Source organism: Mycobacterium sp. MAA66, from assembly GCF_041261665.1.
In the GTDB taxonomy this organism is placed as follows: Bacteria; Actinomycetota; Actinomycetes; order Mycobacteriales; family Mycobacteriaceae; genus Mycobacterium.
Map to the genome: position 1 here is coordinate 922,660 of NZ_JBGCCC010000001.1, position 15,754 is coordinate 938,413.

At 64.7% G+C, this 15,754-nt stretch carries 15 protein-coding genes; 5 read left to right on the plus strand and 10 right to left on the minus strand.

Going from position 1 to position 15,754, the window contains the following annotated elements:
- Positions 1–5: 5 nt before the first annotated feature.
- Positions 6–2,123 carry an FAD-dependent oxidoreductase gene (locus ABIA30_RS04480; protein ID WP_370062441.1) on the minus strand — a complete coding sequence of 706 codons (2,118 nt, stop codon included), beginning with the start codon at positions 2,121–2,123 and terminating at the stop codon, positions 6–8.
- 287 nt (positions 2,124–2,410) lie between these two features.
- On the opposite strand from ABIA30_RS04480, the gene ABIA30_RS04485 reads away from it, so the two are divergent.
- Positions 2,411–3,964, plus strand: a complete 1,554-nt coding sequence (locus tag ABIA30_RS04485; RefSeq protein WP_370062443.1) for an APC family permease — start codon at positions 2,411–2,413, stop codon at positions 3,962–3,964.
- Positions 3,965–3,999: 35 nt separating this feature from the next.
- Entirely contained in the window at positions 4,000–4,929 is a 930-nt protein-coding gene (locus ABIA30_RS04490; protein ID WP_370062445.1) for a LysR family transcriptional regulator, read from the plus strand.
- A gap of 20 nt (positions 4,930–4,949) precedes the next feature.
- On the opposite strand, the gene ABIA30_RS04495 is transcribed toward ABIA30_RS04490, so the two are convergent.
- The 5 genes from ABIA30_RS04495 to ABIA30_RS04515 are packed head-to-tail and all read right to left on the minus strand — an operon-like array spanning position 4,950 to position 9,914.
- Entirely contained in the window at positions 4,950–6,362 is a 1,413-nt protein-coding gene (locus tag ABIA30_RS04495; RefSeq protein WP_370062447.1) for an aspartate ammonia-lyase, read from the minus strand.
- 3 nt (positions 6,363–6,365) lie between these two features.
- Positions 6,366–7,523 (minus strand): M20 family metallopeptidase, encoded by a 1,158-nt coding sequence (locus tag ABIA30_RS04500; protein WP_370062449.1) that lies wholly within the window; start codon positions 7,521–7,523, stop codon positions 6,366–6,368.
- Positions 7,520–8,194, minus strand: a complete 675-nt coding sequence (locus tag ABIA30_RS04505; protein ID WP_370062451.1) for a DUF1028 domain-containing protein — start codon at positions 8,192–8,194, stop codon at positions 7,520–7,522. Before ABIA30_RS04505 ends, ABIA30_RS04500 begins: the two co-directional genes overlap by 4 nt.
- Positions 8,191–8,631: a RidA family protein gene (locus ABIA30_RS04510; protein ID WP_370062453.1), complete on the minus strand. Its 441-nt coding sequence runs from the start codon at positions 8,629–8,631 to the stop codon at positions 8,191–8,193. Before ABIA30_RS04510 ends, ABIA30_RS04505 begins: the two co-directional genes overlap by 4 nt.
- A gap of 32 nt (positions 8,632–8,663) precedes the next feature.
- The gene (locus tag ABIA30_RS04515) at positions 8,664–9,914 is read right to left on the minus strand and encodes a flavin-containing monooxygenase (protein WP_370062455.1); all 1,251 of its coding nucleotides are present in this window, start codon (positions 9,912–9,914) and stop codon (positions 8,664–8,666) included.
- Positions 9,915–10,506: 592 nt separating this feature from the next.
- Here ABIA30_RS04515 and ABIA30_RS04520 point away from each other — a divergent pair.
- The gene (locus tag ABIA30_RS04520) at positions 10,507–11,220 is read left to right on the plus strand and encodes a cutinase family protein (protein WP_370062457.1); all 714 of its coding nucleotides are present in this window, start codon (positions 10,507–10,509) and stop codon (positions 11,218–11,220) included.
- Between the two features lie 638 nt (positions 11,221–11,858).
- On the opposite strand, the gene ABIA30_RS04525 is transcribed toward ABIA30_RS04520, so the two are convergent.
- From ABIA30_RS04525 to ABIA30_RS04540, 4 genes are all read right to left on the minus strand, one after another.
- Positions 11,859–12,608: an SDR family NAD(P)-dependent oxidoreductase gene (locus ABIA30_RS04525; protein WP_370062459.1), complete on the minus strand. Its 750-nt coding sequence runs from the start codon at positions 12,606–12,608 to the stop codon at positions 11,859–11,861.
- Positions 12,609–12,711: 103 nt separating this feature from the next.
- Positions 12,712–13,116: a nuclear transport factor 2 family protein gene (locus ABIA30_RS04530; RefSeq protein ID WP_370062461.1), complete on the minus strand. Its 405-nt coding sequence runs from the start codon at positions 13,114–13,116 to the stop codon at positions 12,712–12,714.
- A gap of 34 nt (positions 13,117–13,150) precedes the next feature.
- Positions 13,151–13,510, minus strand: coding sequence for a VOC family protein (locus ABIA30_RS04535; protein WP_370062463.1), 360 nt, complete (start codon positions 13,508–13,510; stop codon positions 13,151–13,153).
- Complete coding sequence (locus ABIA30_RS04540; RefSeq protein ID WP_370062465.1) at positions 13,507–14,277, minus strand: SDR family NAD(P)-dependent oxidoreductase; 771 nt, start codon at positions 14,275–14,277, stop codon at positions 13,507–13,509. Before ABIA30_RS04540 ends, ABIA30_RS04535 begins: the two co-directional genes overlap by 4 nt.
- Positions 14,278–14,563: 286 nt before the next feature.
- On the opposite strand from ABIA30_RS04540, the gene ABIA30_RS04545 reads away from it, so the two are divergent.
- Both ABIA30_RS04545 and ABIA30_RS04550 read left to right on the plus strand, forming a co-directional pair.
- Positions 14,564–15,142 carry a TetR/AcrR family transcriptional regulator gene (locus tag ABIA30_RS04545; RefSeq protein ID WP_370062467.1) on the plus strand — a complete coding sequence of 193 codons (579 nt, stop codon included), beginning with the start codon at positions 14,564–14,566 and terminating at the stop codon, positions 15,140–15,142.
- Positions 15,143–15,243: 101 nt separating this feature from the next.
- The gene (locus ABIA30_RS04550) at positions 15,244–15,702 is read left to right on the plus strand and encodes a nitroreductase/quinone reductase family protein (protein ID WP_370062469.1); all 459 of its coding nucleotides are present in this window, start codon (positions 15,244–15,246) and stop codon (positions 15,700–15,702) included.
- Positions 15,703–15,754: the final 52 nt, after the last annotated feature.

Genomic DNA, 15,754 nt, shown 5'->3' on the forward strand with positions numbered 1-15,754 from the left:
CTCTCCTAGACGCGAGCAGGTTGAACAGGGGTGATAGGCAGGTAGCTGACGGGCTCGACGGCGAGTTCGGACACCTCACGCAGGTAGGGCACCGGTTCCCGCAGCAGCGGTTCGTCGAGTTCTTCGGCGTAGCGGTGACCGGACCACACGGCCGCCGCGATGGTCGCGGGCGCCCAGGCATCGCCGATCGCCCGCACGCTCAGCAGATCCGCGGCGGCCCAATCGCTTTCGCGGCTCATCAGCTCGTGATAGAGGCCGTCGTGGGGCAGTCGAGCGGTCACCATGACGACCGAGTCGGCACTGAGCGAACCGGCGTCGCCGGTGTACACACATGCGGTCTGCACGCCGTCAGCGGTAACCGCCGTCACGGTGGTGTTTGTCCGCACGTCGATGCCGGCACGGATGACGCGCTTACGCACCCGGGCGACCTCGAGGGTGTTCGTGGTCCACTGCGAGACGTGGGCCGCGGGCGTGACCAAGGTGACGTCAAGGCCCTCTTTGGCGAGGAGTTCGGCGACGACGCTGCCCATGTAGTAGTGGTCGTCGTCGAACACCACGACCCGCTGACCACGCGGCCGGGTACCGGCCATGATGTCGTCGGGACTCAAAACCTCTGCGCCTTCGGCGATTTCGAGTGGCTTGGTGTGCCAGCGGCCGACGCCGTCGTGCCGCCAGCCGGCGCCCGTGGCGACGACGACGTGGTTGAAGTCGTTCTCGATGATGTCGTCGGCGGTCATCTCGCTCTGCATGAAGACATCGACGTTGTCGAGCTTGCGAAGCTGCTGTTCGCGGTAGTCGACGACCCGGATCCAGGCCGACAGGCTCGGCAGCTTCGATTCACGGGCCACGCGCCCACCCAGCGTCCGAGTGGCCTCGGCAAGGCTCACGGTGTAGCCGCGGTTGCCCAGGGAGCGAGCGGCTTCCAGACCTGCCGGGCCCGCGCCGACCACAAGTATCGAAGAGTCGCTGGCCTTCGAACGGATCTTCTCGGGGTGCCAGCCGCGGCGGAATTCCTCACCCATGGTGGGGTTTTGGGTGCAGCGGATAGGGGACATGGTGAAGTCGCCCGACACACAGATGTTGCAGCCGATGCATTCACGGATGTCTTCGAGGTTGCCGGACTCGATCTTGCTGGGCAGGAACGGGTCGGCGATGGAGGGGCGGGCGGCACCGATCAGGTCGAGCACACCGGTCTTGATCTGGTGCACCATCATGTCCGGTGAGGTGAAACGGCCCACGCCCACAACGGGTTTGGTGGTTAGCGCCTTGAGTCCGCGCACGTAGGGCTCCTGCTCGGCCTCGGGACCGAAGCGCGAGGTGACCGAATCGTCCTCCCAGCTGCCCAGCACGAAGTCCCACAAGTCAGGGTGCTCGCCGAGCAAGCCGATCACATCTTCGATCTCGGGGCGCGTGATGCCCTCGTCGCCGAGCAGCTCGTCGACCGAGATCCGGCAGGCCACTGCGGCCTTGCCGTCGCAGATCTCTCGGGTGTCCTCGAGGATCTCGCGCAGCAGCCGAGCCCGGTTCTCGATGCTGCCGCCGTATTCGTCGGTGCGGTTGTTGTAGCGCCGCGACAGGAAATGGTGCAGACCGCCGATGGCGTGACCGGCGTAGACATAGATGATGTCGTATTCGGCCTGCAGCGACCGACGGACCGCCTCACGATGCCAGTAGCGCATGTCGGCGATGTCGGACTTGGTCATCTCGCGGGCCTGCACCGGGTCGTAGTTCCACGACACCACCGGCAGGTTCTGCGGTCCGAGCGGTGTTTCCCGGCTGATCAGGTTCGGTGAGTTCAGTCCGTTGTGTGCCAGCTCGATACCGGCCAGCGCGCCGCCTTCGTGGATCTTTTCCGCGATCCGGGCTACGGCAGGTAGATCCTGGTCGTCCCACAACCGGAGTTCGATGAACGGACCGATGTCGGACGTCGGGTGGATCTCGACCTGTTCGGTGCACACGACGGCCCAGCCGCCTTCGGCCTTGATGCGGCGCATGTATGCCTCACCCGATGGGTCGCGGTAGCCCATGCCGTTGCAATGCGGCACCTGGTAGAAGCGGTTTTTCGCAGTGACCGGGCCGATCTGTACGGACTCGAACAAGATGTCGTACCGGGGGTCTCGCACGGAGCTGCTCCTTGGTTTTCGTGGCGGGTAACCGCGTCGGGATGACGACTGGGGCGTGAGCTGGGTCACGCCGGTAATAGTCATCGTTGTGTCATCCATAACGGAGGTCAACTAGGGGTTTCAGCGGTTTTGCATCTGTTTACGTGATGCACCGCACGTGCCGTCGAGAGACCGAAGTTCTGCATCGGAGATTTCGATCTGAATTCACGGAAAACAATGTTTTACAGCTGATCGTGTCGCAGGTCACTGTGGGAGCGATCACATTCCCGACAGAACGAAGGACCATCGTGGAATCGGAACCAACAGCGCGGGTTGGCGACCAGGAGACAGCCCAGGCTGATCGCGAGGTCAAGAATCTCAAGAAGACCCTCGGCCGGCTCGACATCATCTTCCTGATCGTCGCCGCAGTGGTGTCCATCGAGACGCTCGGGCAGGTCTCCGGATTCGGGGCCGAAACGTTCACCTGGGCGTTGGTGCTCGCGGTGTTCTTCCTACTGCCGTACGGCCTGATCTTCGCGGAGACCGGCGGTGCGTTCATCGGGGAGGGCGGGGTGTACGTCTGGTGCCGAAAGGCCTTCGGTCGTCCGCTCGCCGCGATCGCCTCGCTGTTGACCTGGGTCACCCAGCCCGTCTGGGTCGGCGGATCGATGGCATTCATCGCCTCGGAGACCTGGAACGGTTACATCACCAAGATCGAGCCGGGTTCGGTCACCGACTACGCCTTCAAGCTGGTGTTCATCTGGTTGACCGTGCTGGCCGCCATCATCAGCCTGCGCCGCGGCAAGTGGATCCCGAACCTCGGCGCCATCCTCAAGATCGTCTTCCTGGGCGTCTTCCTGGTCACCACTGCGATCTACGCCGTACGCCACGGGGTGTCCGGGCTGTCGATCGGCGACTTCAACCCGACGCTGGCGGGCCTGCTCGGCGCAACCCCACTACTTCTGTTCTGCTACCTGGGATTTGAGTCGGGGAACAGCGCAGCCGGCGAGATGAAGAATCCTGCCCGCGACGTGCCCATCTCGATCGCCCGTTCGGCCGCCATCGCCGCGGCCTCGTACCTGCTGCCGATCTTCGCCATCCTGGTGGTGGTCCCCAAAGACGAGATCAACGGAATCAGCGGACTGATGCAGGCCGTCGCCAAAGTGTTCAGCGTGTACGGGAGCGCGGCACCTGCGATGCTGACCATCACCGGCATCATCTTCGCCCTCATCCTGATGACTCAGGGATCGGCATGGATGATCATCAGCGACCGCATGCAGGCCATGGCCGCTGCCGACGGTTCGTTCTTCGGTGGGTATTTCGGGCGCTTCCATCCGGAACTGGGCACGCCGGTACGGGTCAATCTGCTCTCCGGGACGGTGGCCACGGTCTTCTGCCTGGTTGCCATGCAGGTCACCGGATCAGCGGCGTCCATCTTCGCGGTGGTGTTGAGCATCTCGATCTCCACGTTCCTGCTCAGCTACTCCATCGCGATCCCCGCTGCGGTGCGGTTGCGTACCCGGTTCCCCGACGTGCACCGGCCCTTCCGGGTGCCCACCGGTAACGCGGGCTTCCGAATCCTCGGCGCGGTGTCACTGGCGTGGGTGGCGCTTGGCTCCTGGGTGGCCGTCTTCCCCGGAACGCTGGAGGCACTCTTCGGCATCGACTACGACTTCGCCAAGACGTGGGGTGTCAGCAGGTTGGCATTCGAGCTGTTCACCCTGGGCACGCTGGCAGTGCTGGGCATCCTCGGTGCGGTGGGGTACCTGCGCGGCCGGCCGGTACGTGCCGAGCGGCCCGAGACCACGCCGGTGGAGGACGCCGTTCCCGGAACTCCTCGAGAGCACGCTGCACAGCTGTAATGCTGGTACTCCCCGAACGATAGGAAGTACCACCCATGCGCCGACGTCCCGACGTCACGCTGACCCAGCTGCGGTACTTCGTGAAAGCCGCCACCTATTCGTCCATGACCAAGGCCGCCGACGAGTTGCACATCGCTCAGTCGGCGGTCTCGGCCGCGATCAGCCAGCTCGAGCAGCAGATCGGCACTCAGTTGTTCATCCGGCACCGGGCCCGGGGCCTGGCGCTCACCGCCGCCGGTGAGGAGATGTTGCGTGACACCCGGGGCCTGCTGGCCCACCTCGACGAGGTGCTCGACAACGCGAGCGGCCGAGTCGACCAGGTTCACGGGACCGTCCGCTTGGCGTGCTTTGTCACGCTGACCCCGTTCGTGCTGCCACGTCTACTGTCCGACCTCGGGGTCCGGCACCCCGAGTTGGAGGTCGAGGTGGTGGAGACGTCGGCCGATGCGATCAGGACCGTGCTGCGCAACGGCACGGCTGAGCTGGCGCTGACCTACGACCTCGCTCTCGGAACCGGGGTAAACGTCGAGTCCCTTGGCGTCGCTGCCCCCTACGTGGCACTGCCCGCCGAACATCGCTTGGCGAAGCGGAAATCCATCCGGCTGACCGAGCTGGCCGATGAGCCGATGATCTTGCTCGACCTCCCCGACAGCCGGGACTACTTCGAGTCGATACTCGCCAAAGCTGGTGTGACGCCGAGGATTCGGTACCGCTCGGCCAGTTATGAGGCGGTCCGCGGTCTCGTCGCTCGCGGACACGGGTTTTCGATCCTGAACCAGATTCCGGCGCATCGCGGCACCTATGACGGGGGAGAGGTGAACACCGTCGCCATTCGTGACGATCTCCCCGGGTTGCCCATCGTGCTGGCCCGCATGGAATCGGTCCGGAGCACCGCACGCGCGCGCGCGGTCGCCGAGGCCGCCCGCGCGATCTTCGCCGATCGTGGTGCCGGGGGAGACGGGTAGCTACGACTCAGTCGCCGGCGTCACGTTCGGATCGTCGGTCCACAGAGGTTCTCCGGGCTCAGCACCCGTGCCAGCACTGTTTCGTCGAGCAGCGCCGAGCGCCGCACGAGTTCCGGAATGGACGCACCGGTAGCGAGCGCCTCAGCGACGAGCGCGGTAGCCACCTCGTACCCAAGCACCGGATTGAGCGCGGTGGCGATACTGGCCGACTGCAGCACGGCATTGCGCATGTGGTCGACATTCGCGGTGATGCCTTGGATGCAACGATCGCCCAGAACGCGCACGGCGGCCGTGAGGTGTGTGATCGAGGACAACAGGGCCCGCGCGATGATCGGCTCAAATGCGTTGAGCTGCAATTGGCCGGCCTCGGCTGCCATGGTGACGGTGAGGTCGTTGCCAATGACCTCGAACGCGACCTGGTTGACGACCTCGGGAATCACGGGGTTCACCTTGCCCGGCATGATGCTCGAACCGGCTTGGACCGCAGGCAGATTGATCTCACCGAGGCCGGCGCGCGGACCCGACGACAGCAGACGTAAGTCGTTGCAGATCTTCGAGAGTTTCACCGCGGCGCGCTTGGTGACGCCGGATAGTTGAACGAAGGCGCCGACGTCCGAGGTGGCCTCGACGAGGTTTCCAGCAGTGCTCAACGGCAGGCCGGTGATCAGGCGCAGCCGCTCGCACACCAGCGCCGCGTACTCCGGGTGCGTGTTGAGCCCGGTGCCAATAGCGGTGCCGCCCAGGTTGATTTCGGCGATCAGGGCCGAAGCCTCGTCGAGCCGGTCGGCGTCTTCACCTATGGTGATCGCGAACGCGCCGAACTCCTGGCCGAGCGTCATCGGAACGGCATCCTGCAGCTGGGTTCGGCCGAGCTTGAGCATGTCGGCGAACTCGATGGATTTGGCGGCGCAGTGCTCGGCGAGGTCACGAAGGGCTTGCGCCAGGGAACGCGCCGCCATCCCGAGCGCCACTTTGACAGCGGTGGGGTAGACGTCGTTGGTGCTCTGCCCGACGTTGACATGTTCGAGCGGGTGAACGATGCGATAGTCGCCGCGCTGGTGGCCGAGGACCTCCAGCGCACGGTTGGCTATGACCTCGTTGGCATTCATGTTGGTCGAGGTGCCAGCGCCGCCCTGGATCTGGTCGACGACAAACTGCTCGTGCAGGGCACCGCCACGGATCTCGACGCAGGCCTCGATGATCGCGTCGGCGATCTGTTCGTCAAGTTGCCCGAGTTGCCGGTTTGCTTCTGCCGCAGCCTGTTTCACCGATGCCAGCGCAACAACCAGATCACGGTACCTTGAGATGGGGACGCCGCTGATCGGGAAGTTCTCCAGCGCGCGCGCCGTATGCACGCCGTAGTACGCGTCGGCGGGAACATCGTGGTTGCCCAGCAGATCGTGCTCAGTTCGGGTCAGGGTCTGGCCGGACATCATTCATTCCCCAGCCAATAGGCGGTGGCGGATGTGAGGTTGCAACGCAGCGTCGACGACGGTGCCCGCCAGCGCGAGTGCACCCTGCCCGATGGCCGTTTCTGCCGCGGAAGTGATTGTGGCAGCGGCGAACTCGGGTTGATGGTTGACCGCAGGCAGTGAGTCGATGCCGATGTACGGGTGGATGGCAGGCAGCGTCTGCGAGACGTTGCCCATGTCGGTCGACGCGCGCGCCATCATGCTGTCCGGGCCCGAGTTGAAGTGCCGGCCGGCCGCGATGGCGCGCTGCTCGTAGCACGCCAGCAGCTCGTCGTCGGTACGGAACTCCGCGTAGGGCTCGGATTCCGGAGTCACAGTGAGCTTGGCCCCGGACGCCAAGGCACCCGCCTCGAAGCACCTCATCACCTTCGGCTCGACCTCCGCAAGCTGGGCGAGCGTCTCGGCGCGAACGTACCAGCGGCCTTCAGTGCGTTCGGCGATGGCATTGGGTGCCTCACCGCCGCGGGTCATCATGCCGTGCACCCGCACCGACGACGGCAGCTGCTGGCGCAGTAGCCCGATTGCGACCTGGGCAATGGTGAACGCGTCGGCGGCGTTGACGCCGCGTTCGGGATAGGCGGCGGCGTGAGCTGACTTGCCGTGGTACTCGATATGGCTGTGCGACACGGCGAATGGCCGAGCACGGGCCACGTCGACCGGTCCGGGATGGACCATCGCGGCCGCGTGCTGTCCGGCAAAACCGTTGCGTTGCAGCAGCTCGATCTTGCCGCCGCCACCTTCCTCGGCAGGAGTGCCGATCACCGATAGTGTCAGACCCAGATCGTCGGCGACCGGGGCCAGGGCAAGCGCCGTTCCGACGGTGATCGCGGAGATCAGGTTGTGGCCACAGGCGTGGCCGAGTCCGGGCAGTGCGTCGTATTCCGCGCACAGCGCGATGTGCAGATCACCGGAGCCGATGCGCGCGGCGAACGCCGTGTCGAGGCCGCAGTACTGTTCGGTGACGTCAAATCCATTGTCCGACAGCAGTCCGGCCACCCGTCGCGCGGATCGGACCTCTTCCCAGGCGATTTCGGGGTGGTCGTACAGGTCGCGGGACAGTGCGATCAATTGCGGGTGAGCAGCTCTCACGCCGTTGGCGATAGCCACGTCGACGGTGGTCATCGGTCGCCTGGAACTCCGTAGGACGGCGCCTGGGTCGGGTCGACTCCACGCACGCGGTAGTCGTTCTTCTGAGGCTGCCAGAGCTGCCACAACGCGGCGAGGTCGCCGATCGGGTTGTCGGAGTAGTCGACCCGCAGGTCGGTTACCGGCCACGGAACATCTTCCACCACAAGCATTCCCGCGGAATGTACCGGACCGGCCTCACCGCCGGCGGCCAGGGCCGCGCGCAAACCGTCGAGGAGCCGCTCTTCGAAGGCGGCAGCGCCGCTGCCGGCATAGCCGTTCAGTAGTTCCGTGATCACCTTTTCATCGGCGAGCAGATTGCCTGCGGCTACTGCCTGCTCGCCCTCGAGATGGGTGTGGACGCCAAGGCTGTTCGGCCCGGAATGCACGGCGGTATTGCCGTTGCCGTCGACGACCGTCACCTGCCTGTAGTCGGGGAACTTCTCTTGCGCCAGTGCCGTGTTGAGCGCGGAGTCGGCGTCGGCACCGCCGGCGAGCGAATCAAGCACGTGCGAGCCGAGCGCAGGGTTGGTGACGTTCTGCGACGCGACCACCCCCACGGCCGCGCGGGTGTGTGCGCAGCGTGAGGCGACCGCGGGACTGGACGAACAGATCACGATCCCGAAGGCACCCGTGCCGGGATCGCGAGCGACGAGGGAGAACGTCATTTGTTCGTACTCCCGGAAAGCACTGCGGTAGCGTCGATTTCGACCAACCATTCGGGGCGGGCGAGCGCCTCGACGACCAGGCCTGTCGACACCGGGAACACGCCCTTGAGCCAGCGGCCCATCACGCGGTACACGGTCTCGCGGTAACGGATATCGGTGAGGTAGACGGTGACCTTGACGATGTCACGCACGGAACTGCCGGCTTCGTCGAGCAGCATTGCGATATTGCTCATCGCCTTCTCGGTCTGCGCCTCGACGTCGCCGATGCCCACCGATTCCCGCGTCTCCAGATCCTGGCCGATCTGGCCGCGCAGGTAGACCACGCCGCCGGCTACGACCGCCTGACACAGGTCGTTGTCGAGGTTCTGCTCGGGATAGGTGTCCTTGGTATTGAACGGTCGGATCCGCGTGTGGGTCGGCGCTGCGATATCGGTCATGACCAACGTTTCCTTTTCTGGTTGGCGGCTGGCTATTTGGCGGCGTCGTAGGCGAGATAGCCGCGCTGGATCGAGATCTGGTCAGCGACGTATTTGGCGTCGTGCCACACACCCCAGATGAAACTCGATCCGCGTCGGGACTGCCACGGAAGCCCCAGAAAATACACGCCGGGCTCCCTGGACACACCACGCTGATGCACCGGCTTGCCGTTCTCGTCGAACGCATCGACCTGCAGCCAGCCGTAGTCGAAGGCGAAACCGACCGCCCACACGATGGTGGTGATGCCGGCAGCGGCGAAATCCAGCTCCAGGACGGGATTTTTCATGCAGTCCGGGTCAGGGCGCAGGACGCGGGCCTGCGGCTCTTCGGGGAGGTCCAGTCCATTGCGGGCGACGTAGGCGTCGGCCTCATCGAGCATGGACAGGTAGTTCGCGTCGCCGACTTCGATGTTTTCGCGCAAGTCCGAAGCGAAGCGCATGACGCCGTGGTCGAATGCACCGGCCATCCCGAGCAAGGTGATGCCGCTGGCGGCCAGTGACCGAAAGTCGACCGTGTGTCCACCGTGCGCACCACTGACGGCGATGGTCACGTGCTCAGCGCCACGCGGCGGGGCCGCCATGTCCCATTTGCCGAGAACGCCGAGCCACCAACAGAAGTCGCGGTCACGGTAGCTACGGGGTGGCCGGTCGTGCGGGCCGACAGCAAGGTAGACCGGGCGGCCCGACTGCTGAAGTTCGTCCGCGATCTGCACACCGGACGATCCGGCTCCGACCACCAGTACGGCGCCCTCCGGCAATTCCTGCGGGTTGCGGTAGGAACTGGAGTGGATCTGGTGGATGCCTGAGGTCTGCGGCACGACGGGTGGGATGACCGGCTTCTGGAAGGCGCCCGTGGCGGCCACGACATACCCGGCCTCGATGGTGCCGTCGGAGGTCTCCACGGTGAAGCCCGGGCGGCCGTCGTTCTTGCGGACCGAGGTCACCTCGACGCCGGTTTGGATCGGGGCATCGATCTTCTCTGCGTAGGCAGCGAGGTAATCGGCTACCTGTTCCTTGCCTGCGAATCCGTCGGGATCGATGCTGAACTCCAGACCGGGAAAGCGGTCATGCCAGGCGGGTCCATTGGCGACCAAGGAGTCCCACCGCCAGGACCGCCAGCGTTCGGCCACCCGGTCGCGTTCGACGACGAGGTGTGGCACGCCCTGCAAACCGAGATGCTCACTCATCGCGATACCGGCTTGCCCCGCACCGACGACAAGAACCTCGGTCTCTCGGCTCGACATCCCAACCTCCACTGCTCAGACACACACTCGCTGGTTGGGATCCATGATTCAGTCGTGCGCTGTATCTGTACAGCGCATATATTCGATCTAATTCATCTGAAAATTTGATCTCAATTTTCCTCATTGGCGCGAGTGCGAGCCCTGACGCACCGTCACTCGGGCGACTCCAGTGTCGGCGGGAAGTTTGTCGGTATGACAGCGACGAAACCGGTGTGTCCGACCTGTCGGCGCGAGTTGACTCCGGCACGATCTGCGTTGCGTGGACCTGCGCCGCCTGATTAACTGTGTGATGTATCACGAAAAATTGGAGGCAGGCGCAGCTGATCGGCTCCTGGCCGAACCCGCGGCGACGATGACACCCGCGGCGCAGATCTTACTTGGATGCGCCCCAACCCGAGAGACTTCTCAGGACTTTGAAGGTCAGTCGCCAACGTGAGAAAGGTTGGGAATTCATGGCTTTCGTTGTACTGACTGGTCTTCAGGCAGGCGTGGCCACGCCACCCAGGGGCGACCGCCACAGGAGCGGCTTCATCTGCACGCAATACGTCAAGCTCGGCCCACGCGAATCAGGCATCATCGAAAGGTCCACCAAATGACGTTCCGGTATTGGGCTGACTTCGGTCGGCGCCTTGGACTCGGGCTGGCTGCGCTCATCGCGGGTCTCACAGCGACGGTCGGCACCCCGACCGCTTCTCCCGCAACGGCCGCAGGGAACCCAAGCTGCACCGACGTTGAGGTGATATTTGCGCGAGGCACCAACGAAGCGCCCGGGGTTGGTGTGATCGGCCAAGCATTCGTCGACGCGCTCAACGCGCGTCTGCAGGGCCGGACTGTCGACGTCTATGCCGTGAATTACCCGGCTTCCTACGATTTCTCGACCGGCGTCCAAGGAGTCATCGATGCCAGCCACCAAATCGAATCCATCGTCGCGAGATGTCCAGGTACCAAGATCGTCTTGGGCGGCTACTCTCAAGGAGCAGCCGTGGCCGGTTACACCATCATCGACTCGCTACCGCCCGGATTCGTTCCGCCTGATGGCATCACCGGTCCCATGCCAGCTGCCATCGCCTCTCACATCGCGGCTGTCGTAATGTTCGGCACTCCGCAACCCTGGGTGGTCAACGTCGCCGACCGTGACGCGCCGCCAATGAGCATAGGTCCCATCTACACCGCCAAGATGCTTCAGCTGTGTGCGCCCGGTGATCCCATCTGCGCCTCCGGAGGTCTGGATCGCTCCGCTCACCATGCCTACGTGGACAACGGGATGACCGATCAAGCCGCCGATTTTGCCGCCCGCGCCGTGTGACGGGACCTTTGGTGCCAGGACGACGCAACTCTCGGTAGTTCGCGAACAGGGCAACTTCGGCAGCGCACATTTCGTCGGGGATTGTTCTCAACTAGTTCCGGATCTCTGTCCGATCCAGGAATAGTTGAGAGTAGGGCAGTGTCCTGACCTGGTCACTGTCACGTAGTCGTGGATTGAGGCGTGGCTATTTGTCCATAACAATCTGAGAGTGCCGGACGGAATCCAGAACCATGTGAGAGTGCCAGACAATCCGGCGGCAGAAGACTAGCGTGCGCGAGCATCCGTCACGTGCCCCGATCACGGTGATGGTCTCGCCCATGCCGGCAGAGGCCAACTGGAAGGCTCTGCTTATCTGTAATTGGTTATAGGTGTGTAGGACTGTTCCCTTTAAGGGCTGCAGTGGTTCTCAGCGTCTAACGGTGCACAGCGTTGGTCGGGGGTGGTGAGATCGGCTTCGATGATCGGCAGACCGAGTTGCTCGCCCAGATGTTGCAGGCGCGGATTACCAGCCTGATGCACACGGACTGAGAGAGCGCACCAGCGGACGCGGCCGATGGCCGGGCCCAGCGACAGGGCAGGCGGTGCAACCATGATGGACCCCATCAACCTCGCCTACCGGGCAGCGGTGGGCACTGCGCTCAGACCTGTGCCATGCCGCCGTCAACGCTGAGTTCGGCGCCGGCCACGAAGCTGCTGTCGTCGGACGCCAAAAACAATGCGGCGGCGGCAATCTCCTCGGGCCGACCCATGCGGTTCAGTGGTATCGCCGCGGCGAACGCCGCCCGGATGGCGTCCGCGCCTTCGGGTGAGTCGGCCTGACCGTCCATGATCGGGGTGTCGACGGGACCGGGGCTCAGCGTGTTGAACCGGATGCCGCGGTCGTTGAATTCCCTTGTCCAGGTGCGGGTGTACGACCGGAGGGCGGCCTTGGTGGCGCTGTAGGTGGTATAGCCGGGAACACCGACGTAGCCCGCGATGGAGCCGACCAGAATGACCGAGGCGCCGGCGCGCAGCAACGGCAGCGCCTTCTGCACGGTGAACAGTGTTCCCCGGGCGTTCAGGTCGAAGGTGGCGTCGAAGTTCTCCTCGGTGATCGCGCCCAACTCCTCGGGTTCCACCCGACCCGAGTTGGCCACCAGGATGTCCAGCCCGCCCTTCTCCCTCAGGACCGTCGCGAACAGCGTGTCCAGATCCGCGGTGTTCGAAGCATCGCCGGCGACGGTCCGCACGCCGTCGCCGATCAGGGCCTTGGCATTATCCAACTCGCTCTGGCGGCGCCCGGTGATGAAGACATACGCGCCTTCCTGCACGAACCGCTGCGCGGTGGCCAGCCCGATGCCGCTGCTGCCGCCGGTGATCACGGCGACCTTGCCATTCAGTCGTGCCATCAGTTCATCCTCAATGTCGGTGTGGTGTGGTTCGGGTGGGCGTGTGGGACCGTTGCGCCGACGGCCGTGTCGGTGCGCGGAAGTCGTTGTGGCGTGGACGGTGTCACGTCCGGGTGGGGAAGACGTCGCCGAACATCGGCAGCCCACTCTTGGAGTCTTGCGGTGCCGCCTCGTCCTGGATGACGTCCCAATGTTCGGCGAGCAGACCATTGTCGAGCCGCACGATGTCTGCCACGATCCAGTCGGCTGGTTGCCCGACGTTGCAGAATCGGCCGTGCAGCATCACGTAGTCGCCGTCGGCGACGATCAGCCCGTTTTCGTAGTGCATGTCGGCCGGTGCGGCGTTGACGAGCGCGAACAGACCCTCGCGTCCCGGTGCGATGTGTGCGCTGTGCTGAATATAGTCCGGCGACCAAAACCGTTCGGCCGCTGTGTAGTCCCGCTTGTTGAAGAGGGTATCGAAGGCGTTGAGCACGAATGCCTTGTGTTGATCCTCGATGGTTGTCATGGTCGGTGCCTCCAGTGATGTACTGCGTTGTCGATCAGCCGGCGACGACGAGATCGAACTCGTTGCCTTCAGGGTCGGTGAACCCGATCCAGCGGTTGTCGTTCTGTGCCAGTGAGCGGATCTGCTTGGCGCCCAGGCTGATCAGCCGTTCGGCTTCGGTGTCGAAGTCGGTGGCCTGCAGGTCGAAATGCACCCGGTTCTTCACGGTTTTACCCTCGGGAACCTTATGGAACAACAGCAGGGCGCCGAGCCCGCCGGAGGTGTCGGCCGCGATCGACGCGGAGTCCTCGGTGGCGCCGTCGTTGACGGTCCGTTGCAAGGCCGCGGCCCAGAAGTGTGCGAGCCGGGCGGCGTCGTGGGCGTCGAAGCTGATGGCCAGTACCGAGATACTCATGACACCCGGTCCAACGTGCGCTGCTGTCGGGCGGCGGGGCCGCCGTCGACGGCGATGTTGGCCCCGGTGAGATAGGACGCCCGGGGTGATGCCAGGAATGCGATGACCTCGGCGATCTCCGGTGCCTCGGCGGCGCGGCCCAGTGCGGTGGTCGCCGCCGAGGCGTCGAACAGTTCCCGGCCGGCGGCGTTGGTGTACACCGGTCCCGGGGAGACGGCATTGACTCGAACGCCGGCGGGTCCGTACTCCGCGGCCCAGGAGCGGGCCAGGGACGCCAGGGCGGCCTTGGTGGCGCCATAGGCGGCGCTGTCGGGCTGGCCGATGCTGCCGGCTCGGCTGGCGATGTTGATGACGGCGCCGTCACCGCGGGCCACCATTTTCGGGGCCAGCGCCGACACCAGCAGGTAAACGGCTTGCACGTTGGCGGCGAAAAGCCGATCCAGGGTGGTGACATCCAACTTCTCTGACGGTCCGAAGCAGGCGAACCCGGCGTTGTTGATCAGGATGTCGATGTCGCCGACCTCGCCCGCCAGGCGCAGTGCTTCGGTCGGCTCGCTGAGGTCGGCGCCCACGAATCGCGCTGAGCCTCCGGTGTTTTCGATCTCGGTGACCACGTCGGCGCCGCGGGCCGCGTCGCGGCCGTGCACGATGACGATGGCCCCGTGCGCGGCCAGCTGCAGCGCGGTGGCCCGGCCGATTCCCGACGTCGCACCGGTCACCAGAGCGACCTTGCCTTCCAGATCTCGAACCGCAATGGGGTTTGTCACGAGCACTCCTCAGATGTTTGGACCGATCTGTCCAACCCGCTGAGTTGAAATCAGACCGACCTGACTAAAGACGCACGTGTCGTCACAATCATTCCCGCCCTCCCATGGGCCGGACGGGGTCGGGCACCGCCCCGGAGAAATACGAATTGCCTAGTGCGGCTTATAAACTAGTCGGATCCGCGGTAACGGCTCTCCACTGCGTCGCCGATGTTTCAGGTTCCCGACCGAGGTGCCGACGCGGCACGTAACGGCAGATTCAGACCGATCTGTCTGATAGTCTGCGGTGGTGGTGACCAGACCAGCCAAACGGCTCCCGGTGCGGGACCGACTGCTCGCCGCGTCCGATGAACTGTTCTACCGCGACGGAGTTCGATCCACCGGGATCGACGCCATCATCGAAAAAGCGGGCGTGGCCAAGGCTTCGCTGTACTACATCTTCGGCGGGAAGGATGAACTGGTCGCCGCCTATCTGCGTGGCCGCCACGACAGGTGGCGACGAGATATCGAGGCGCGACAGGCGGGTATCGGCGACCCGGTGGTCAAGATTCTGGTGATCTTCGATGCGATCGCCGACTATGTGTCGCTACCGAATTTCCGGGGCTGCCCCTTCGAGCTGGCCGATGCCGAAGCACCGGTAGGAGAGTGTCAGGGCGTGGCCACCAAGGAACATCGCGACTGGATGGAACAGTACTTCCGCGAACTCGCCGCAGGCACCGGTGCAGCGGACTCACGCGCGCTGGCTGATGCGCTGATCGTCCTGTACAACGGGGCGCTCGCCACCGCGACCACCTCCGTGCCCCCGCGAGCCGCGGCGATGACTGCCAAACGCATCGCGCGGCTGACCTTGGCGGCGGCCGATGCCTAGTGCCTGTCGCGTGATCGTTTGGGCCGGGCCATGTTTCGCGTTGACGACACCCGGATCGATCGGATCCGACAATAGGACGCTGGCGTATGCGACGTGACTCGGTGAGCACCTTTCAGCGATGGCAGTTCCGCGGCGGGCGTCCCCATGGCTCGGCACGCATGGTGAACCGGTTGCTCGGCATCGCCTTCGCGGCGGGCATCGGACCAAGGCACGCTGCCACCATCGAGGTTCGGGGCCGCAAGACCGGGCGGGCCATCGCGTTCCCAGTCGTTGTCGTCCCGTACGGCGGCGAGCGCTATCTGGTCGCGATGCTCGGCGACCGGACGAACTGGGTGCGAAACCTGCGTGCCGACAACCATGCGGTTCTGCTGCAGCGAGCGCGGGAAGACGTGTCCTTGGTGGAGGACTTCTCCGATGATCGTGCGGCGATCTTGCGCCGGTACCTCGAGCTCGCTCCCGGGGCCCGCCCATTCTTTTCCATCGACCGGCGGGCACCGGTGGGCGACTTCGAACCGATCGTGGATCAATATCCGGTGTTCCGGTTCGTCACCGCTTCCTGAGCCGTCGTCCAGTCCAGTGCCTCGGACCGCCGATTCGGCCCGGAACGTTCAG